Raw genomic sequence first — 20,092 nt, 5'->3', positions numbered from 1 at the left:
CGCCATTCAGCCGTCGCACATCCACTCTCCGCCGGGCGGTCATGTCGAATCCAGCCAGCCACGGAAGAAGTAAGGAGCCGGGCCGCCGCACCCGCGGTCCGTCCCCTTCCGTCCGGCACAGGAGACCGTCATGCCCGCATCGCCAGCTGTCGTCCCCGCCCCACTCGCCGCCCCGCTCTCCGTCCCCGCGCAGCTCCCCACCCAGCTCGCCGGGCCCCTGCCCTCGCCCGCCCCCGGGCCGCTGCGTGAGGGGGACGAGCAGCGCTACGTCGTCTCTCTCGCCCGGGACCAGGAGGACGTCCGGGCCGCGCAGCGACTGCGGCACCAGGTGTTCGCCGGTGAGATGGGCGCCAGGCTGGAGGGGCCCGAGCCGGGTCTGGACATCGACGCCTTCGACGCGTACTGCGACCACCTGCTCGTGCGCGAGGCCGAGACCGGAGAGGTCGTCGGCACCTACCGCCTGCTGCCGCCCGACCGCGCCCGGGGCGCGGGCCGGCTCTACTCCGAGACCGAGTTCGACCTGGCCAGGCTCGCCCCCATCCGCGACGACCTCGTCGAGGTCGGCCGCTCCTGCGTCCACCCCCTGCACCGCAACGGCGCCGTCATCGCCCTCATCTGGGCCGGGCTCGCCCGCTACATGACCCGCACCGGCCACAACTGGCTCGCCGGCTGCTGCTCCATCCCCCTCGCGGACGGCGGCACCCTCGCCGCGGCCACCTGGGACACCGTGAAGGCCAAGAACCTCGCCCCCGAGGAGTACTGGGTCACCCCGCACAAGCTGTGGAACCCCGACTCCGTCGCCCGCCCCGAGGGCCGCACCGAGCTGCCCGCACTGCTGCGCGGCTATCTGCGGCTGGGCGCCTGGGTCTGCGGAGCGCCCGCCCACGACCCGGACTTCGGTGTCGCGGACCTCTATGTGCTGCTCTCGCTGCGCCGCACCAACCCGCGCTACCTGCGCCACTTCCTCTCCCTCGCCCCGGTGCGATGAGCGTCTGGCTGCCCAGCGCGCCCTGCACCCCGCGGGGCTGCGCGAACCATCACGGCCCGGCGGCCGGCTCGCTGAGGGCCGCCGCCCGGCTGCTCGCCGGAATCGCGACGGTCCTCACCGGTCTTCTGCTCGGGCCGGTGGTCGCGCTGCTCGCGGTGGTGCTCGGAACCCGGTTCCGCCATCTGGCGACCCGCTGCTGGGCGCGTGCGGTGGTACGCGCCTTCGGCGTACGCGTCCGGATCGTCGGCGGCGGCCGCACGCCGGGCACCGGGGGATCCCTGGTCGTCGCCAACCACATCTCGTGGCTGGACATACCGCTGATCGCGGCGGCCCTGCCCGGGCGGATGCTGGCCAAGAGCGAGGTGCGGCGCTGGCCGGTGCTCGGACCGCTGGCCGCCCGCGGCGGCACGTTCTTCCTGGAGCGCGACCGGCTGCGTACGCTGCCCGGCACCGTCCGCGATATGGCGTCCGCGATGAACGGCGGCGCGCGCGTCATAGCCTTCCCCGAAGGTTCCACCTGGTGCGGCCGTGCCCAGGGCCGCTTCAGGCATGCCGTCTTCCAGGCCGCGCTGGACGCGGGCGCGGACGTTCAGCCCGTACGCATCAGCTATCTGCCCACCGGCGCCGCCGCCTTCGTCGGGGAGGACTCGCTGGCCGCGTCCCTTCGGCGGGTGGTGGCGGCCGGCGGGCTCACCGCGGAGATCCGGCTGCTGCCGGCCATCCCCGCGGGGAGCTGCCCCGACCGCCGCTCACTGGCCCGCGCGGCTCAGCTGGCCGTCGCCAGCGACAGCGCGAACCTGCCTTCCGTGTCCGTCCACCAGTTCGTCAGCTCGAGTTCCGCCGCAGCCAGTTCGGTCCGTACGCCTTCCTGACGGAACTTCGCCGACACCTCCGTACGCATCTCCTCGCCCGCTTCGAACGGCACCACGAGATCCAGCTCGGGGATCTTCACGGTCAGTGCGGAGCGCGCCCGCAGCCGCATCTCGATCCACTCCTGCTCGCGGTCCCACACCGCCACATGCTCGAAGTCGTCGGGGTCGACGTCCGCATCCAGCTCGCGCGCGATGACGGACAGCACGTTCTTGTTGAACGCGGCCGTCACCCCGGCCGCGTCGTCGTACGCCCGCACCAGCACGTTCTCGTCCTTCACCAGATCCGTGCCGAGCAGCAGCGCGTCGCCGGGGTCCATCATCGAGCGCACGGAGCGCAGGAACTCCGCGCGCTCCTCGGGCAGCAGATTGCCGACCGTTCCCCCGAGGAAGGCGATGAGCCGCGGTCCCGGGGTGCCGGGCAGGGCCAGACCGTGGGTGAAGTCCGCGATCAGGGCATGGACATTGAGCGAGGGCCGCTCGGCGAGCAGCGCCTCGGCCGCGCCGGTCAGCGCGCTCTCGCTCACATCGACCGGCACATAGGTGTGCAGCTGGGGCAGCTCGTCCAGCAGATGCCGGGTCTTCTCCGAGGAGCCCGAGCCCAGCTCCACGAGGGTGCGCGCCCCGGTCGCCGCGGCGATCTCGGTCGAACGGGCGAGCAGGATCTCGCGCTCGGCGCGGGTCGGGTAGTACTCGGGGAGCCGGGTGATCTCCTCGAAGAGCTCGCTGCCGCGGGCGTCGTAGAACCACTTGGGCGGCAGCGTCTTGGGCGTACGGGTCAGACCGTGCAGCACGTCCGCGCGCAGAGCGGCGTCGGTGGCGTCCTCGGGCAGGGTTCGGGTCAGCAGGAACGGGCTCACGCGGGTGGCTCCTTGAGCGGGGTCAGAAGGATATCGGTGCGGGTCGCCGCCAGCAGGGTGCGGTCGGGGACCTCGCGCCAGTGCGGATCGTCGTCGTAGGGCTCCGAGGCGACGACCGTGCGGCGCCCGGGCTCGGCCAGATACCAGAGCGTGTCGCCCCAGGCGGTGGCCGCGACGGTCTCTCCGTCGGTGAGAAGCAGATTGAGCCGGGAGCCCGGCGCGGCCTCGCCGACCTCGCGGACCGTGTCAGCCAGCGCCTGGCCGAGCTCGTCGCCGTCGCGCAGCCGGTGCAGCACCAGCGCCCACACCAGCGCGGAGTCGCACCGCGCCTCCAGCGACAGCAGCTCGGCCGCGGGCAGGGTCAGGGCGAGCGGGGCCAGCGAGCCCGGCCAGCCCTTGACCGCGCCGTTGTGGCTGAACAGCCAGGGCCCGGCCGCGAACGGCGCCGCCGCCGCCTCGCCGTCCGCGCCCGCCTCGGTCGCGTCGCGGACGGCGGCGAGCACGGCGCCGCTGCGGACCACGCGGGCGAGATCGGCGAACGAGAGATCGGCCCAGATGGGGCCCGGGCGCCGGTACCGCGCGGGCACCGGATCGCCCTCGGCGTACCAGCCGACGCCGAAGCCGTCGGCGTTGACGGTTCCGTGCCGCTGGTGACGCGGCGCCCAGGACTGCCTGAACAACCCGTGCGCGGGCTCGACGAGCAGCTGCCGAAGCGGCAGCGGCGGGCCGAGAAAGGCGATATGGCGGCACATCAGGCCGACTCCTCCCGCACGTGTGCGTCCCGTGCCGTACGGAATCCGGAGAAGATCTGCCGGCGCACAGGAAGGTCCCAGTTGCGGAAGGTGCCGCGGCAGGCCACCTGGTCGACGGCGAACGACCCGCCGCGCAGCACCTTGTGCGCACTGCCGAAGAACACCTCGGAGTACTCGCGGTACGGGAATGCCGCGAAGCCCGGGTAGGGCAGGAAGTCGCTCGCCGTCCACTCCCACACATCGCCGATCAACTGCCTGATCCCGAGCGGCGATTCCCCCTCGGGACAGCTGCCGACCGGGGCGGGCCGAAGATGGCGCTGGCCGAGGTTGGCGTACGAGGGCTTGGGATCCTCGTCGCCCCACGGGAAGCGGCGCGAGCGGCCCGAGTGGGGATCGTGGCGGGCGGCCTTCTCCCACTCCTCCTCCGTGGGCAGCCGCCGCCCCGCCCAGCGGGCGTACGCATCGGCTTCGTACCAGCTGACATGCAGCACCGGCTCGTCCGCGGGCACCGGCTCGGTCACCCCGAAGCGGCGGCGCAGCCACTGGCCGCCCTCGCGGCGCCAGAACAGCGGGGCGCCGATGTCGTGCTGCCGGATCTGCTCCCAGCCCTCGGCCGCCCACCAGCGGGAATCGGTGTAGCCGCCGTCCTCGATGAAGGCCTGGTAGGAACCGCAGGTCACGGGCACGGTGTCGATGAAGAATCCCGGAACGACGCGCTGGTGGGCGGGCCGTTCATTGTCCAGCGCCCACGGCTCGGTCGATGTACCCATCGTGAACGGGCCGCCGGGGACCAGGACTTCGGCGGGCAGGCCCTGCGCGCTGCCGGACGGCGGCTCGGGCGCGGTGAGGGCCGCGGGCCCCTTGCGCAGCTGATGCGTGATGAGCATCGTCTCGTCGTGCTGCTGCTCGTGCTGGGCGATCATCCCGAAGGCGAAGGCGGCGTCGAGAAGTGGCCGGCCCTCCAGCGGGGTGCTCTCCAGGACGTCCAGGACCCTGCCGCGCACATCGGAGGCGTACGCACGCGCCTCGGCCGGGGCGAGCAGCGGCAGCGTGGGCCGCAGGGCCCGCGGATGCTCGAAGGCGTCGTAGACGGAGTCGATCTCGGGGCGCAGCGCCTCACGTCCGGCGACGGTGCGCAGCAGCCACTGCTCCTCCTGGTTGCCGATATGGGCCAGGTCCCACACCAGCGGGGACATCAACGGCGAGTGCTGGGCGGTCAGTTCATGGTCGTCGACGCACGAGGTGAGCGTGGCCGTACGGGCTCGGGCGGCGGTCAGCGCGTCCAGGGCGCGGAGCCGGAGGTCTTCGGTCATCTGATCGGTTCCTTCCCGAGGGAGGGGATGCGCAGCTCGTCGGCAGGACATCGACCCCGCAGGACGTAGTGCTCGTTGAATGCGGCGACGGCGTCCCGTACGGCGTGGGACGCGCCGATGCGGGGGAGCGCCTCCATGGCGACGGCGAAGCAGGTTGTGGCGGCGGCGTGCAGTTCGGGATCGGCCAGTCCGTGCCGTGCGGCGTTGGTCCACAGCGGATTGCGCGGCGCAGGCTGCGAACCTGCGTACTCCGCCAGTGGTTTCACGACGCGGTAGACCGTCTCGGCCGCCTCGGGGTCGTCGAACAGGGCCGTGGTGACTGCGAGCGGAACCATCCAGCCGTCGTCGCCCGGCTGCGCGTCGATCATGCGCAGTTCGAGATGGCCTCGTGGCCGCACAGGCGGGAAGAGGGTGGTCAGGTGGTAGTCGAGATCCTGCCGGGTCGGCGGGCGCACGACGCCGGAGCGTATCCACTCACGGAAGGTGAGCCCGTCGGGCAGCTCCCACGGGTCGCCGTCCCCCCGTATGCACATCACCGGTGCGTCCAGCGCGTGCGCGGCCCAGGCGGAGCGCGGTTCCACGCCCAGGGGCGGCGCGAGCGGCCGTACGGCATCGAGCGAGGACCATACGGCCTGCCGGGTAGAGCGCCAGCCGGTGTACCGCCCGCCCTGTACGGGCGAGTTGGCGAACGACGCCATCAACACCGCGCCGAGCAGGTGCGCGAGCTGCCAGCGACGACCGTGCCCGAGCGGGCCCGGCTCCTCGGCACCGGCGTCCAGGCACACCTGGACCGAGGCGGAACTGCACATCATGGCGCGGCCGGACGCACCTGTCCGGTCGAAGTACGCCTCCATGGCGTCATAGCGGGGTTCGTGGAGCAGCCTGCGCGGGGGATTGAAGGGATCGAGCCCGATTCCGCTGAGAGTGAGGCCTGCCGGGCGGAGCGCGGTGCGTACGGCGTCCAGATCGGCGGCGACGGAGTCGATGCACTCCATCAGGGAAGCGGCGGGGGGCGAGCTGAGCTCCAGCTGACCGCCGGGCTCGAAGGTGAGGGCCGAATTCAGTTGTAGAGCACGTATCTGTTCGTGGGCCGCGACGAGACGGCCGGCGGGGACGGGGCGATCGGGCCGCTCCAGCTCATGGACGAGCCATTCGACCTCCACGCCCACGAAGCGGGGCGGGCCGTTCTTGAAGCAGATACATCGGAGCAGATCCTCTGCCTCTGTTTCCTCGACAGGCGGGCCGAAGCCGCCTGCATCGGGTGGGTGCATGTCCGGTTCCTCTTTCAAAGGCACTCTGCCAACCTAAAGCCAAGGCCGCCGCTTCGCACAAGAGTGCCCGTTGGATGTTCGTGGGACGTAAGAAATTCGATTGCCGCGCCCGTGGCAGGTCGCCCACGATGTCGCCATGAGTGCACGACTGCGGGGGATCGCACGGCAGACCGAGGAAATCGTCGAGACCGGCCACTACCCGGCCTCCGACGGCCGGACGGTCGACATCGGCCGGGAGTTGGCGGCCGCGCTGGCGGGGACCCGGATGTACGGACCCGAGGCGGTGGAGGTCGTGCCGGACACCGACCGCGCGACATCCTTCGAGGTCACGGGCGAGAGCAGCACCGAGGCGGCCCGGCGTCTCACCGCGACCGACAGCGGCCCCGTCGCCGTCCTGAACTTCGCCTCGGCACGCAATCCCGGGGGCGGCTATCTGAACGGCGCACAGGCCCAGGAAGAGGCGCTCTGCCGGGCCTCGGCGCTGTACGTCACGCTCCTGCGTGCCCCCGAGTTCTACGAGCACCACCGCGCCGAGCGCAGCCCCTTCTACACCGACCGGGTCATCCACTCACCCGGCGTCCCGGTCTTCCGCGACGACCGGGGACGGCTACTCGACGAGCCCTGCACCGTGGGATTTCTGACCTCGCCCGCGCCGAACGCCGGGGTGATCACGAGCCGGACTCCCGAGCAGGCGCACCGCATCCCGGCCGCGGTTGCCGCCCGCGCCGAGCGTGTGCTGGAAACAGCGGCACGGGAGGGCTACCGGCGCCTGGTGCTGGGGGCCTGGGGCTGCGGGGTCTTCCGCAACGACCCCGCGGTGGTCGCGGCCGCGTTCCACGTCCTGCTCACCGGGGGCGGCCGCTTCGCGGGCCATTTCGAGGAGATCGTCTTCGCCGTACTGGACCGTAGCTCAGCCGGGCCGACGCTCGGGGCCTTCCGCCGGACCTTCGCCGGTCAGCTTCAGCTTTAGAGCGCGGGGTCAGCTCCAGCTGTAGCGCTCCCGCAGCCGGTGCACGACCCGGTCGAAACGCGGCCGGTCCAGCGCGCACGCCTCACGGCGCATGCCGTCCTCGTGCACCCGAAGCACCCGGTCCAGATCCACCCAGGACTCGCGTCCCGCCCGGTCCCACGGCCCGACGCCGATCGCCACCCACTCACGGTCCCGGTCGTGGCGCTTGCTGGACAACTGCACGGCAAGCAGGGTTCCGGCCTTCTCACGGGCCACCACCAGGACCGGACGGTCCTTGCCGCGTCCGTCCATCTCCTCGAACGGCACCCAGGTCCAGACGATCTCGCCGGGGTCGGGATCGCCGTCGCGGTCGGGGGCGTACGAGGTGCGGACCGGGCCGACCTCGGCGGGATCGGCCTCGGTGGTGGCCGCGGGGCCGGACTGGCCGGGCAGGTCAAAAGCGCTGTCGGATGCGTCAGGGGAGATCGTCACCCGCCACACGGTAGGACCTGCCCGGTCCTTCCCGCAGGGCGGGTGCCGCCCTCATTCCTTCGGCTCGTCCGTCACGACCATCGGCATTCGCCCCCTTCGTCCGGTGCCGTCCGGCGCCGGCTGATCGAGAGTGTCCTCCTCATCGGGCCCGGCTCAACTGCCGTACACCGGAGACACAGACGGTGCGTGGCGGCAGACATTCCACCACCGTCCCCACCGTCCCCGTCTCGATCCGGTCCTTCGCGGACGCCGGATACGCGAGGAAATGCTCGGCCCCGCCGCGGATACGGCCGATGCCGTGCGGCACTCGTTTCCGGCCATCTGCCGGACCCCGTACGGAGCTGTTCTGGAAAGATGCCGAGGGCGATGAGCCAGTCACCCAAGCAGTCCGCAGAACGCCCCATTCCGACCAGTGCCGACGTCGCCCGGCTGGCCGGTGTTTCCCGGGCCACCGTCTCCTACGTGCTCAACAACACCTCCGCCGTACGGATCAGCGAGCCCACCCGCCGCCGCGTCCGCGAAGCCGCCGAAGAACTCGGCTACGTGCCCCACGCAGCGGCCCGCAGCCTGCGCGCCGGGCACACCCGGATGGTGCTCCTGCCCACCGCGCACTTCCCCGTGGGGCCGCTCTACAGCCGCTTCTTCAACGAGCTCCAGTGGGCGCTGCGCCGCCTCGACTACACCGTCGTGCAGTACGGCAGCCTCGGCCTCGCCGGCGACGAGGCGGCCAGAGCCTGGGCCGAACTGCGTCCCGTCGCGGTCGTCTCGCTCGGCGAGGTCGCGCTCACGCCGTACGGCGTCGACGTCCTCAAACGCTCCGGCGCGAAGGCCGTCATCACCCTCGGACCGCAGCGTGTGGAGGGCGCGCACTCCCTCGTCATGGACCAGAGCGAAATCGGCCACTGCGCCGTGGCCCATCTGGTCGGGCGCGGCCGCCGCGCCATCGGCGTCGTCATGCCGCAGGACAGGGGCCTGGAGCTGTTCTCCGAACCCCGCCTGGAAGGTGCCAGGCGGGCCGCGGGGGGCACGGGCGCCCGGATCGAGCCGCTGCCCCTGCCGTACGACGAGGAGTCGGCCGCCGGGCTCGCCGCCCGCTGGCGCGGACTCGGTCTCGACGCCGTCTACGCGTACAACGACGAGTACGCCATGCTCCTGATGCGGGCCCTGCAGGACGCGGACATCGATGTCCCCGCAGGGGCCGCGGTGATCGGTGCGGACGATCTGCTGCTCGGAAGGCTGCTGCGGCCGCGGCTGAGCACCGTGCAGATCGACATGGTGACCGGTCAGCGGCTCGCCGAACTCGTCGACCGCGTGGTGCGTGACCCCGGCGTCGAGCCGGAGCGGCACGATCTGATGGGGGCGCGGGCACTGCTCCGCGAGTCCAGCTGACCCGCGCGCCCCACGGCCTGAGCCCGACGACATGCGGGCCGCGCGGTGCGTGTCTAGCGTCGCTTGCATGAGCACAGATCCGCAGCGCTTCGAGATCCTGCTGGTGCCCGAGCATGTCGAGGGCAGCGATGCGGCCCATCTGGCCGCAAGTGCCATCCGCTCGGCCGTCGTGGTGGCCACCGGTCAGTACGGGTCATCCGGATATCCGCGCTTCTCGGGCGACGGCCTGGAGGCGGACATCGACCCGGTCACACGTACGGTCGAGGCGCTGCTGGTCGACGGAACGGAACTGGACTACGGGCTTTCGGCGCGAGTCGTCGACCCGGCAGAACGCTGAAACCCCGCCATCTGCCCTCAAGTCCCCATGGTTTCAGCACCATTGGCCAATGAGGTGCGAGTTCACAAGTGACCGGTTCCTGGTCGTCCCGTACCGGGACGACCAGGAACCGCGGCGCCGGTCAGGCTTCCGAAGCGGTCTCCGCCCCCGCGCTGCCGCTCTGAGCCTCGTCGATCGACTTGCGGACCTCGTCCATGTCCAGCGCGCGGGCCTGACCGATCACGTCCTCCAGGGCGGCCTCGGGCAGCGCGCCGGGCTGGGCGAACACCGCGACGTTGTCACGGACGATCATCAGCGTCGGGATCGAGCGGATCTCGAACGCGGCCGCGAGTTCCTGCTGAGCCTCGGTGTCGACCTTCGCGAACACCAGGTCGGGGTGGCGCTCGGCGGCACCCTCGTAGACCGGGGCGAACTGACGGCAAGGACCGCACCAGGAAGCCCAGAAGTCGATCAGGATGAAGTCGTTGTCTGTTACAACCTGATCGAAGTTTTCCTTGGTGAGCTCAACAGTGCTCATGACGTGCTACCTCTTCCTGATGTCCGTGGACTCGCCCCCGACAACGGTGCCCGGGGTCGTGCTATTCCTGCCCCTGCCCATGTGGCCAGGACGCACACCCGGGACCAGACTGTCCCTATGACGGAAGCCGTGGAGTACGACGTTGTGGTGCTGGGCGCAGGACCTGTCGGGGAGAACGTGGTCGACCGCACCAGGGCGGCGGGCCTGAGTACCGCGGTCGTGGAGAGCGAGCTGATCGGGGGCGAGTGTTCGTACTGGGCGTGTATTCCGAGCAAGGCGCTGCTCCGCTCCGGGCTCGCCCGCGCCGACGCCCGCCGAGTCCCCGGCCTCCGCCACTCGGTGCAAGGGCCGCTCGACGCCGAGGCCGTGCTGGCACACCGTGACGAATACGTCTCCCACTGGAAGGACGACGGCCAGGTCCGCTGGCTGGACTCGATCGGCGCCCGCATCTATCGCGGCACGGGCAGACTGCACGGCCCCAAGAAGGTCCTGGTCGACGGTCCCGAGGGTGAGCACCATGTGCTGACCGCCCGGCACGCCGTGGTCGTGTGCACCGGCAGCCGCGCCGTACTGCCCGACGTTCCGGGTCTGGTCGGTGCGAAGGCGTGGACGAGCCGCGAGGCAACCAGCGCCCACCGGGTGCCCGGGCGGCTCGCCGTCGTCGGCGGCGGCGTGGTCGGCGTGGAGATGGCCACCGCCTGGCAGGCGCTCGGCTCGCAGGTCACCCTGCTCGTGCGGGGCGGGGGAGTGCTGCCCCGGATGGAACCCTTCGTCGGCGAGCATGTCATCGAGGCGTTGACCGAGGCCGGTGCCAAGGTCCGTACGCACACATCCGTCACCGCCGTGGAACGCATGGGCGGCACCGGTCCCGTCACGCTCGTCCTCGACGACGGCGGGCGGGCCGAGGCCGACGAGGTCCTCTTCGCCACCGGCCGCTCCCCGCGCACCGACGGCATCGGCCTGGAGACCGTGGGCCTGGCGCCGGGCTCGTGGCTTCCCGTCGACGACAGCTGCCGGGTCGAGGGCAGCGACTGGCTGTACGCGGTGGGCGATGTGAACCACCGCGCGCTCCTCACGCACCAGGGCAAGTACCAGGCACGGATCGCGGGCGCAGCCATCGCCGCCAGGGCACAGCATGTTCCGCTCCTGGAGACCGACCGCTGGGGCGCGCACTCCGCCACGGCCGACCACGCCGCCGTCCCGCAGGTCGTCTTCACGGACCCGGAGGCCACCGCCGTCGGCCTCTCGCTCGCCGAGGCGCAGGAGGCGGGACACCGGGTCCGGGCCGTCGACTACGACCTGGCGTCGGTCTCGGGCGCCGGCCTGTACGGCGACGGCTACCGCGGCCACGCCCGGATGGTCGTCGACCTGGACCGCGAGATTCTGCTCGGGGTCACCTTCGTGGGCCCGGGCGTGGGCGAGTTGCTGCATTCGGCGACGGTGGCGGTCGCGGGCGAGGTGCCGATCGAGCGGCTGTGGCATGCGGTGCCCGCGTTCCCCACGATCAGCGAGGTGTGGCTGCGCCTGCTGGAGGCGTACCGCGGCTGAGTGCCGTGACTCAGGGCCTCGATCGCCTCAGCGGTAGTCGGGATTGGGGAAGTCGAAGCGGCAGCCCGCATCCCATTCGGAGCGCTGGTTTCCGTGGGCCGGGACGCCGCCGGCCCGCTTCAGCATCGCGCCGAGATGCATCAGGTTCCAGGTCATGAACGCCGTGTTGCGGTTGGTGAAGTCGTTCTCGGGTCCTCCCGAGCCCGGGTCCAGATACGAGGGCCCGGGTCCGGCCTCGCCGATCCAGCCCGCGTCGGCCTGCGGAGGGATCGTGTAGCCGAGGTGCTGGAGGCTGTAGAGCACGTTCATGGCGCAGTGCTTGACACCGTCCTCGTTGCCGGTGATGAGGCAGCCGCCGGCACGGCCGTAATAGGCGTACTGGCCACGGTCGTTGAGGATGCTGGAGCAGGCGTAGAGACGCTCGATGACCTGTTTCATCACGGAGCTGTTGTCGCCGAGCCAGATCGGTCCGCACAGGACAAGGATGTCGGCGGCGATGACCCTCTCGTACAACTGCGGCCAGGCGTCCGTCTCCCAGCCGTGCTCGGTCATGTCCGGCCAGACGCCGGTCGCGATGTCGTGGTCGACCGCGCGGATCACCTCGGTCGCGACGCCGCTCGTCTCCATGAGGGCGCGGCTCTTGTCGATCAGGCCCTCGGTGTTGCTGGTCTCCGGTGACCGCTTGAGCGTGCAGTTGATGAAGACGGCGCGCAGGTCGTCGTCGCGGTACGTCGTCGAGGTCATCGGCCGTCTCCTGGTGCCGGGCGCGAGCAGGGCGCGTGCTGAGCGGGAGTACGCGACCAGCCTGACCCCGCCCGGCGCCGCGGTCCACATCGGTGGCCCGAACGGGCAAGGTCACACCGGGCCGGTCACCTGAACGCCGCGACATTGCGCTGCGCCCACTGCGTGAAGGTGCGGGCGGGCCGGCCGAGGATCTGCCCGACGGCCGGGCTCACCCGCTGTTCGGCGGCGAGCGGCTCGCCCAGGATGGCGAGAGTGCCGTCCACGACCGGCTCGGGCATGAACCGCAGCAGCTGCGCCCGCGCCTCGTCACGGCTCTGCTCGACGAACCGTACGCGTGTCCCGAGCGCTTGACCGATCGCCTCGGCCTGCTCGCGCGGAGAGACCGGCGACGGCCCGGTGAGCTCATAGGTGTGACCGGCATGCCCCGCATCGCGCAGGACCGCGGCGGCGGCCTCCCCGATGTCGGCAGGGTCGATGACCGGCAGCCCGACACCGGGAAACGGCGCGGCGAGCGTTCGCCGCGCGCGGATGCTTTCGGCCCACAGGAACGCGTTGGACGCGAATCCGCTCGGCCGCAGGACCGTCCATTGCAGGCCCGAGTGCCGCAGGTCGTCCTCGAACGCCCGCAGGGGAGCGTGGGACGGGGACAACGGACGTGTCCGGGCGCCCTGGGAGGACAGCAGAACGACGTGCCGGACCCCGGCCGCCCCGGCCACGTCGAGGATGCCGCTCGCGCTGACGCCCTCGCCGCCTCCGGCGACCAGAAGGAAGAGCGCGTCGGCGCCGTCGAGCAAGGGCTTGAGGCTCTCGGGCTCGGTCAGATCGGCCTGCCGATGCCTGACTCCCGCCTGCGCCTGCGTATCGGAAGGCCGCCGTGAGACCGCCGTGACCGTCTCTCCCGCCGAGGTGAGCGCCTGCACAAGTGGCCGTCCGACATTGCCGGTTGCTCCTGTTACCACGATCATGATCAGCTCCCATTCCGGTTGTCCGGCCCGTCTGCCGGCCGGTGCACAACGCCATCCTGGGCGCCAAACTGGCCATCTTCTGGCCAGTTTCCGGGAGAGACTGATCGGCATGAGGGCTGATCGTCTGGTCGCGACGCTGTTGTTCCTTCAGGCGCGCGGGCGCGTGACCGTGGCTGAAGTGGCAGCGGAAGTCGAAGTGTCCGAGCGCACGGCGCGACGCGACCTGGAGGCGCTGGCGAGCGCCGGAATTCCCGTCTATTCGCAGCGGGGCCGGGGCGGCGGCTGGTCGCTGGTCGGGGGAGCCCGGACCGATCTGACCGGACTGACGGCGGGCGAGATCCGGGCGCTGTTCCTGGTGGCGGGACCTTCGTCGGCCACGCCCGAGCTGCGGACCGCGCTGCGCAAGCTGGTCCGGGCCCTTCCGGCGACGATGAGGTCCGGCGCCGAGGCCGCGTCGAGAGCGGGCGTCACCGACGGCACCGACTGGTCCCGCTCCGCGCTCGGGGCCGCCGCGCCCCACCTCGATGCCCTTCGGCGTGCGGTCGTGGACGGTACGCAGATCCGGCTCGGATACGCCGCTCCCGGCAGGCCGAACGGTGAGCGGACCGTGCATCCGCTCGGAATCGCGTCCAAAGCGGGCGTCGACTACCTCGTCGCCGGTACGGACCGTGGCCTGCGGGCCTACCGGCTCAGCCGGGTCACCTCCGTCGAGGCGACGGGCGATCCCGTCGTACCGCCGGACGGTTTCGATCTGGCCACCGCCTGGCGTTCCCTCGCCGGGCGGATGGAGGACCGCATGCTCGCGGCGACCGTGCGGGGGCGGGCCGAACGGAGCGCCGAGCCGGTCCTGCAGGGGCTGTTCGGCGGGCGGCTGACGGTGGGTCGGCCGCTCGGCGGCGGATGGATGGAGATCGCGGTCGACGGGCGGTCACCGGAGATCCTGGCGGCGCAGTTGGCCGGGCTCGGAGCGCGCGTGGAGATCCTCGAACCGGCCGCGGCCCGCAGGCGGCTCGCGCTTCTGGCGGCGGAACTCGCCTCCACCTACGGGTCACCGACGACCGGGGGCGCGGTGCCCGAGCCGCGTGACGCCGCCGATCGCCCGGGCCGATAACTGCGGCCGGGACGGGGCGAGTTCACCGAGCTTTGTCGAGGTGCTTGACGCTCCCGCTGCGGGAGCTGACTCTGAGAGCGCTCTCAGAATGACCCCCACAGCTCCACCCGACTGGGAGGATGAGCGTGCTCGCCAAACGAAACGTCCTGGCGTTACTGGTCACCGCGGTGCTGCTCGCCGCCGGGATCACGGCAGCCGGACCCACACCCCCCGCCGAGGCCGCGGTCCCCGCGACGATTCCCCTCACGTTCACCAACAACTCCGGGCGCGGCGACCAGATCTACATCTACAACCTGGGGACGCTGCTCACCACGGGCCAACAGGGCTGGGCCGACGCGAACGGCACCTTCCACCCCTGGCCCGCCGGCGGCAACCCGCCCACGCCCGCCCCCGACGCCTCCATCGCCGGACCGGCGGGCGGCCAGTCCAAGACGATCCGCATACCCAAATTCTCCGGGAGGATCTACTTCTCCTACGGGCAGAAGCTCGTCTTCAAACTGACCACAGGCGGCCTCGTGCAGCCCGCGGTGCAGAATCCGTCCGACCCGAACCGGAACATCCTCTTCAACTGGTCCGAGTACACGCTCAATGACGCCGGTCTGTGGATCAACAGCACCCAGGTCGACATGTTCTCGGCCCCGTACGCCGTCGGCGTCCGACCGGCGAGCGGAGCCACCAAGAGCACCGGACATCTCAAGCCCGGTGGATACAACGGCCTCTACAACGCCCTCAGGGGACAGCCCGGCGGCTGGGGCAACCTGATCCAGCGGCGCTCCGACGGCACCGTCCTGCGCGCTCTCGCGCCCGGCCACGGCATCGAGACCGGCGCCCTGCCGGCGGGTGTCATGGACGACTACGTCAACCGGGTGTGGAGCAAGTACTCCGCCTCGACACTGACCGTCACGCCCTTCGCCAACCAGCCGGGCACCAAGTACTACGGCAGGGTCTCGGGTGGCGTCATGAACTTCACCAACGGTTCCGGAGCCGTCGTCACCTCGTTCCAGAAGCCCGACTCCGACAGCATCTTCGGCTGCTACAAGCGGCTGGACGCGCCGAACGACCTGGTGCGCGGCCCGATCTCGCGCACGCTGTGCGCCGGATTCAACCGCTCCACCCTCCTCACCAACCCCAACCAGCCCGACAGCGGTCCGGCGAACTTCTACCAGGACGTGGTGACCAATCACTACGCCCGCAAGATCCATGCGCAGATGGCGGACGGCAAGGCGTACGCCTTCGCCTTCGACGACGTCGGCGCCCATGAGTCGCTGGTCCACGACGGCAACCCGCAGCAGGCGTACATCACGCTGGACCCGTTCAGCTAGGCCGTGTTTTAGAACTAGCGCCGTCCGCCCGTAGGGCGGGGCTCGCGGCGTCTGGTGCGTGCAATCGCAAGGCGGAGGATCATCCTCGTACTGGACGTACTTGGATGACTCCGACAACGCAGCGAGTGTGCGTGCCAGGCGTCGCGGGCCAGGCGGGAGTTCTAAAACACGGCCTAGCCCGCCCCGAACGGACCGTTCACGGACCCTCCGTGCCGCCGGAGACGTACCGTGGACGGTCCGTTCGCAGAGAGGAAGCGCCGATGTCCGTACGCCGGGTCGTGCCCGACATCCGAACCGAGGCCATGGAGGAGAGCCGGGACTTCTACGGCCTCATCGGTCTTGAGGAGGTCATGAACCACGGCTGGGTCATGACGCTCGCATCCCCGTCCAACCCCACCGCCCAGGTCACCCTCGCCACCCATGACGCGACCGCGCCGGTCCCGGCCGACCTGAGCATCGAGGTGGACGACGTGGACGCCGTGTACGCGGCGATGCTGGAGCGGGGCGCGGAGATCGTGCACTCGCTGCGGGACGAGGAGTGGGGCGTACGCCGCTTCTTCGTGCGCGACCCCAACGGCCGGGTCGTCAACGTCGTCAGTCACCTGCACTGACGGTGTTGCCAGGTTCGTCGCCCCCCAACCGGCGCAGCCGCTCGGTGTCACAGGTCCGCGGGCAGGTGTCGCAGGCCTCGGTGGGGCGGATCGAGTAGTAGAGGCAGCAGCCCAGCCGGGTCCGCGTGAGATACGACTGCCCTGCCCGGCCCGTCAGCCGGCGGAAGTCGGCGCCGCCCGGGAAGGGCGGAACAGGCCCCGGAAGCAGTTCACCGGCCGCCCGCACGGCGTGCTCCTCCAGGTCCAGCATGCGGCCGAGGTACCAGATGCCCGAGACCAGGTCGTCGCCGACCATGCCCCACAGCGCCCGCGGCCCGCGCCGCATCTGCGGACCGACCGCGGCGAGCAGGGGCCGTACGTGGTCGGCGACCGCGGCCCGCAACTCGGCCCGCAGCGCTTCCTCGTGAGCCACTACGCGGGCGCCGGGAAGGCCGGCCGCCGGATCGTCGGGGAGACAGGCGAAGCCGCCCGGGACGATCCCGAACGCTCCGGTGGTGAGGCTGATCCGGACGTCGCGCGGACGGATCCGCGGCGCGCGCCGCTCCAGATACCAGGGGCCGCTCATCAGCAGGCAGACGGACCAGAGGTAGCCGTGCAGCGCACGGGACGCGGCGACGTCCCGCCGGGCCGTGTGGGCGTGCTCCTCCTGGATGCGCCGGGCCTCGGCGTCGAGGAACGCCTGGAGGAATTCCGGACGCTCCGCCAGTTCGGCGCCGTCGGCCCACCCCTGGGCGGCCGGCGAGCCGGGAGCCATGACATCCACGTCCAACGACCCGCAGAGCCCGGCGAGCCCTTGGTACGTCGCGGCGAGCAGCGCGGAGCAGCTCACGCCGGGTCCGGCCGGGGCGAGTGCCGGGGCCAGGGTCACAGGTACTCCTCAATACCGAGAGCGGACACAGGGGAGGTCACACAAGAGGCCTCACGAGCGGTAAGGCAAGGCTCACCTTAACCATATGAAGGTGCCTTTCCGTGAACCGGGGCCGCGCGGCGACGAATTGACAGTGTTAGGTATACCTAACTTAGGCTTTCCGCTCGTGTCCCAGAAGAATTTGGGTCGCCTCGGACGGTCCGACCTCGCGCGCGGAAGTGATCCCTTCATGCAGCTGTACCTGCTTGCCCTCAACCCGACCGACTCGGTCACCGAAGGGTTCCTCCCCGCAGCCCGCCGGCTCGGCCTCGACATCACCCTGCTCACCGACCAGCCCGATGCACACCGCGCCGTCTGCCCGGACATCGAGATCCTCGCCTGCGACGTACGCGACTTCCGGGCGGTCATCACCCGCGTTTCCACCCACCGCGTGCCGGACGCCGTCTTCACCAACAGCGACCATCTGCAGACCCAGACCGCCCTGGCCGCCGACTATTTCGGCCTCCCCGCCAAGAGCTGGCAGACCGCGCTGCGCACCAAGGACAAGGCCCAGATGCGCCGCCACCTCTCCGCCACCGGCATGGACACAGTCCGCTCGGTGGAAATCGCCGCCGGACAGGACCCCGCATCCGCGCTGGCCGGTCTCGGCATGCCGTATCCGTGCGTCGTCAAACCGCGCGAGGGAGTCGCCAGCGAGGACGTCGTCCTCGTCGAGGGGCCCGCGGACCTTGCTCTGCGCTGCAAGGAGATACGGGCGCGCCGGCCGGGAGCCGCCCTGGTCGTCGAGGAGTATCTGCCCGGCGAGCTGCACACCCTGGAGACGCTCGGGGACGGCCGTGTTCTTCATGTGCTCGGCGGTTTCCGCACCGAGCTGTCCCCGCCCCCGTACTTCGTCGAGGAACGCCTGACCTACGCTCCAACCCACCCGGAGCCCGTGGTCGAGCAGGTCCTGGCCCAACTGGACGCCCTCGGTGTCGGATTCGGCGCCTGCCACACCGAGTTCGTCGTGCACGAAGGACGCGCGCGCATCATCGAGGTCAACTACCGCGCGATCGGGGACCAGTGCGATCTTCTCCTCGCCCGGCTGCTCGGCATCCCGCTCTTCGAGCACATCCTGCGTACGCATCTGGGCGAGCCCCTGCCGACGGACCTGGGGGCCCGGACCGGCGGCGCGGCCCGGCTCGACTATCCGTGCGCCGAGCGTGCCGGAACCCTGACAGCCGCGCCTGAGCCGACCGAACTGACCATCGACGACGTCGAGTTGACCTACCGGCCGCTGCGGCGGACCGGTGAGCGGCACGAGGTGTACCGCACCAACCGCGACCTCTTGGGCGTCGTCCGGGCCATCGGCACCGACCAGGAGAGCGTGGACGGGGCGGTCACCGACTTCCTCGCCGCCCAGCGCTGGGAGATCACGCCGTGACCGCCACTACCACAGCCGCCGCTCCGGCCGAGACGGACCTCGTCCTCCGCCTGCTCAGCGCGCTCCTGCGCGAGGACGTCGCCGGTCTGCGCACCCGCTCCACCGCGACGGAGCACCCGGACGGGACCTGGCTGCGTCTGGATGGCGCGGACGGCGACGCGCTCGAGCTGCCCGTACGCGAGGACGGGTTCCAGTACGAGAGGGGCGCCCGTCTGCCGCTGCTGCGCCGGGAGTCCGACCGCAGGGAACTGACAACCGCCGACGACATCCTGGCCGCGCTCAGCGCGCTCGCGGACCCGCAGGACCGCGGCGGCTTCGACGCCCTCGCCGAGGAATGCCGTCAGACGCTCGCCACTCTTCGGCTGCACGCCGCCACGCACGACGAGGTCGCAGCGACGCTCGCCGCCCGGTACGGCCCCGATCCCGCGCGGTGGACCGGACTTGCGGGCGGGCTCGCGCACGACACGCTCGCCGCCCGCCTCGACCACCCCGTCTACCCCACCGCGCGCGGCCGCCTCGGACTCACCACGGACCAACTACGTGCGTACGCACCGGAGTTCCATCCCCGGTTCCGGCTGCGCTGGCTCGCGCTGCCGAGGGACACGGTCACGATGCGGGGCACGGCCGGTCCACCGGACCCGGCCTGGCCCACTGTGTCGGCACTCGGCCTGCCGGAGCTCGACGACAGCCACGTCGCCCTGCCCGTGCATCCGCTCACCGTGGGCGAACCGCTGCGCGACGCACTGCGCAGCTCCGGGCTCGACAGCCGGGCGGTACTGTCCGGCCGTTCCCACATGGAGGTCGTGCCGACCTTGTCGATGCGGACCGTGGCACTCGCCCCGTATCCGCGCATCCATCTGAAACTGCCCCTGCCCACCGCCACGTTGGGCCTGCGCAACCGGCGCACGATCAAGCCGGGCACACTCGTCGACGGCGCCGCGGTCCAGCGTCTGCTCGAGACCGTGATCGCCCGCGAGCCCCGCTTCCGGGACAGCGTCCTGCACACCGACGAGACGAGCTTCGCCCACGCCGGGCACGAACTTCTCGCCGTACTGCTCCGCCGGTATCCGGCCGGTCTGGACGACGCCGTCGTCGTCCCGATGGCCGCCCTGCTGAGCGAAGCCCCCGGCGGGCGGCTGCTGATCGACCACCTCGCCGACCGCTTCCACGGCGGCGATCCCCTCGCCCTCCTCGACGCCGTACTCGCCCTGCTCTTCGACTGGCAGACGACGCTCTTCGGGTACGGGATCGCCCTGGAGTCCCATCAGCAGAACATCTCGCTGGTGCTGGACACGCATGCGAACCGCACCCGGATCAGACTGCTGCTCAAGGACAACGACGGACCGCGCATCAATGCTGTCCGGATGCGTTCGGCCCTCGGCGCGCAGGCGCCCGACGCCTGCGAGTTCGACGATGCCCGGATCCTCGGTGACACCGACGCTCCGGTCGTCGATCTGTTCACCACCATCACGGTCCACCTCTGCGCGGGTGCGTACGCCTTCGGTCTCGCCCGCCACGGCCGCGCCCCGCTCCACCGGCTGCTGAGTCTCGTACGGGACCGTCTCACCGAAGCCGTGGAGCGGCTCGGGACCGGTCCCGGGCAGCCTGGCGCCGTCCTGCGTGAACACGTCCTGGACGCCGCGCGCCTCCCCGTCAAAGCGATGGTGACCGCGGGCACCCTGCTCAGCAAGGAGCGCTCGGGCGCGTCCGACATCAACAAGCACTACACCACCGGTCCCAACTACCTGTCGCGGGAGGTGTGA

General features: G+C 71.2%; 21 protein-coding genes. 11 read left to right on the top strand and 10 right to left on the bottom strand.

The genetic code is table 11. The features are described 5' to 3' along the window. Positions 1-130: 130 nt before the first annotated feature. Both OHA61_RS04450 and OHA61_RS04445 read left to right on the top strand, forming a co-directional pair. Positions 131-988: a GNAT family N-acyltransferase gene (locus tag OHA61_RS04450; protein WP_406301794.1), complete on the top strand. Its 858-nt coding sequence runs from the start codon at positions 131-133 to the stop codon at positions 986-988. Beyond that, on the top strand, positions 985-1,860 hold the full coding sequence (locus OHA61_RS04445; RefSeq protein WP_406301793.1) for a lysophospholipid acyltransferase family protein: 876 nt from the start codon (positions 985-987) through the stop codon (positions 1,858-1,860). The genes OHA61_RS04450 and OHA61_RS04445 overlap by 4 nt, the downstream gene beginning before the upstream one ends. Here OHA61_RS04445 and egtD read toward each other — a convergent pair. The 4 genes from egtD to egtA are packed head-to-tail and all read right to left on the bottom strand — an operon-like array spanning position 1,755 to position 6,053. After that, a complete protein-coding gene (gene egtD, locus OHA61_RS04440; RefSeq protein WP_406301792.1) occupies positions 1,755-2,717 on the bottom strand; it encodes an L-histidine N(alpha)-methyltransferase in 963 nt (320 codons plus the stop codon). The genes OHA61_RS04445 and egtD overlap by 106 nt on opposite strands. Further along, positions 2,714-3,469, bottom strand: a complete 756-nt coding sequence (gene egtC / locus OHA61_RS04435) for an ergothioneine biosynthesis protein EgtC (protein WP_406301791.1) — start codon at positions 3,467-3,469, stop codon at positions 2,714-2,716. Before egtC ends, egtD begins: the two co-directional genes overlap by 4 nt. Then, complete coding sequence (gene egtB / locus OHA61_RS04430) at positions 3,469-4,782, bottom strand: ergothioneine biosynthesis protein EgtB (RefSeq protein WP_406301790.1); 1,314 nt, start codon at positions 4,780-4,782, stop codon at positions 3,469-3,471. Before egtB ends, egtC begins: the two co-directional genes overlap by 1 nt. Continuing rightward, positions 4,779-6,053: an ergothioneine biosynthesis glutamate--cysteine ligase EgtA gene (gene egtA / locus OHA61_RS04425; RefSeq protein WP_406301789.1), complete on the bottom strand. Its 1,275-nt coding sequence runs from the start codon at positions 6,051-6,053 to the stop codon at positions 4,779-4,781. Before egtA ends, egtB begins: the two co-directional genes overlap by 4 nt. 136 nt (positions 6,054-6,189) lie before the next feature. Here egtA and OHA61_RS04420 point away from each other — a divergent pair, with 136 nt between their 5' ends. After that, positions 6,190-7,023 carry a TIGR02452 family protein gene (locus OHA61_RS04420; protein WP_406301788.1) on the top strand — a complete coding sequence of 278 codons (834 nt, stop codon included), beginning with the start codon at positions 6,190-6,192 and terminating at the stop codon, positions 7,021-7,023. Positions 7,024-7,032: 9 nt separating this feature from the next. Here OHA61_RS04420 and OHA61_RS04415 read toward each other — a convergent pair whose 3' ends face one another. Together OHA61_RS04415 and OHA61_RS04410 are read right to left on the bottom strand one after the other, a co-directional pair. Then, a complete protein-coding gene (locus OHA61_RS04415) occupies positions 7,033-7,494 on the bottom strand; it encodes a type II toxin-antitoxin system PemK/MazF family toxin (protein WP_406301787.1) in 462 nt (153 codons plus the stop codon). A gap of 139 nt (positions 7,495-7,633) precedes the next feature. Then, a complete protein-coding gene (locus tag OHA61_RS04410) occupies positions 7,634-7,801 on the bottom strand; it encodes a hypothetical protein (protein ID WP_406307630.1) in 168 nt (55 codons plus the stop codon). A 59-nt stretch (positions 7,802-7,860) separates the two neighbouring features. Between OHA61_RS04410 and OHA61_RS04405 the strand changes: the two genes are divergently transcribed. Continuing rightward, positions 7,861-8,883: a LacI family DNA-binding transcriptional regulator gene (locus tag OHA61_RS04405; protein WP_406301786.1), complete on the top strand. Its 1,023-nt coding sequence runs from the start codon at positions 7,861-7,863 to the stop codon at positions 8,881-8,883. A gap of 67 nt (positions 8,884-8,950) precedes the next feature. Further along, on the top strand, positions 8,951-9,220 hold the full coding sequence (locus OHA61_RS04400; protein WP_324981204.1) for a hypothetical protein: 270 nt from the start codon (positions 8,951-8,953) through the stop codon (positions 9,218-9,220). Positions 9,221-9,341: 121 nt separating this feature from the next. Here OHA61_RS04400 and trxA read toward each other — a convergent pair whose 3' ends face one another. Then, positions 9,342-9,737, bottom strand: coding sequence for a thioredoxin (trxA, locus tag OHA61_RS04395; RefSeq protein WP_266484006.1), 396 nt, complete (start codon positions 9,735-9,737; stop codon positions 9,342-9,344). A 117-nt stretch (positions 9,738-9,854) separates the two neighbouring features. On the opposite strand from trxA, the gene OHA61_RS04390 reads away from it, so the two are divergent. Further along, positions 9,855-11,285: a dihydrolipoyl dehydrogenase family protein gene (locus tag OHA61_RS04390; protein ID WP_406301785.1), complete on the top strand. Its 1,431-nt coding sequence runs from the start codon at positions 9,855-9,857 to the stop codon at positions 11,283-11,285. Positions 11,286-11,312: 27 nt separating this feature from the next. On the opposite strand, the gene OHA61_RS04385 is transcribed toward OHA61_RS04390, so the two are convergent. Continuing rightward, a complete protein-coding gene (locus tag OHA61_RS04385) occupies positions 11,313-12,029 on the bottom strand; it encodes a flavodoxin family protein (protein WP_406301784.1) in 717 nt (238 codons plus the stop codon). A 125-nt stretch (positions 12,030-12,154) separates the two neighbouring features. Continuing rightward, positions 12,155-12,994, bottom strand: coding sequence for an SDR family oxidoreductase (locus OHA61_RS04380; RefSeq protein ID WP_406301783.1), 840 nt, complete (start codon positions 12,992-12,994; stop codon positions 12,155-12,157). A 109-nt stretch (positions 12,995-13,103) separates the two neighbouring features. Here OHA61_RS04380 and OHA61_RS04375 point away from each other — a divergent pair, with 109 nt between their 5' ends. From OHA61_RS04375 to OHA61_RS04365, 3 genes are all read left to right on the top strand, one after another. Next, on the top strand, positions 13,104-14,105 hold the full coding sequence (locus OHA61_RS04375) for a helix-turn-helix transcriptional regulator (RefSeq protein ID WP_406301782.1): 1,002 nt from the start codon (positions 13,104-13,106) through the stop codon (positions 14,103-14,105). A 155-nt stretch (positions 14,106-14,260) separates the two neighbouring features. Then, positions 14,261-15,427, top strand: coding sequence for a glycoside hydrolase family 64 protein (locus OHA61_RS04370; RefSeq protein WP_406307273.1), 1,167 nt, complete (start codon positions 14,261-14,263; stop codon positions 15,425-15,427). A 260-nt stretch (positions 15,428-15,687) separates the two neighbouring features. Then, the gene (locus OHA61_RS04365; RefSeq protein WP_406301781.1) at positions 15,688-16,038 is read left to right on the top strand and encodes a VOC family protein; all 351 of its coding nucleotides are present in this window, start codon (positions 15,688-15,690) and stop codon (positions 16,036-16,038) included. Here the strand turns inward: OHA61_RS04365 and OHA61_RS04360 are convergent. Next, positions 16,022-16,906 carry a (2Fe-2S)-binding protein gene (locus OHA61_RS04360; RefSeq protein WP_406301780.1) on the bottom strand — a complete coding sequence of 295 codons (885 nt, stop codon included), beginning with the start codon at positions 16,904-16,906 and terminating at the stop codon, positions 16,022-16,024. The two genes, OHA61_RS04365 and OHA61_RS04360, sit on opposite strands and share 17 nt — an antisense overlap. Before the next feature lie 229 nt (positions 16,907-17,135). Here OHA61_RS04360 and OHA61_RS04355 point away from each other — a divergent pair, with 229 nt between their 5' ends. Continuing rightward, positions 17,136-18,329 carry an acetyl-CoA carboxylase biotin carboxylase subunit family protein gene (locus OHA61_RS04355; protein ID WP_406301779.1) on the top strand — a complete coding sequence of 398 codons (1,194 nt, stop codon included), beginning with the start codon at positions 17,136-17,138 and terminating at the stop codon, positions 18,327-18,329. After that, the gene (locus OHA61_RS04350) at positions 18,326-20,092 is read left to right on the top strand and encodes an IucA/IucC family protein (protein ID WP_406301778.1); all 1,767 of its coding nucleotides are present in this window, start codon (positions 18,326-18,328) and stop codon (positions 20,090-20,092) included. The genes OHA61_RS04355 and OHA61_RS04350 overlap by 4 nt, the downstream gene beginning before the upstream one ends.

Source organism: Streptomyces sp. NBC_00885 (assembly GCF_045207475.1).
Taxonomy (GTDB): Bacteria; Actinomycetota; Actinomycetes; order Streptomycetales; family Streptomycetaceae; genus Streptomyces.
The sequence above is the reverse complement of the archived record's forward strand: the minus strand, read 5'-3'. Positions and strand labels throughout refer to the sequence as shown.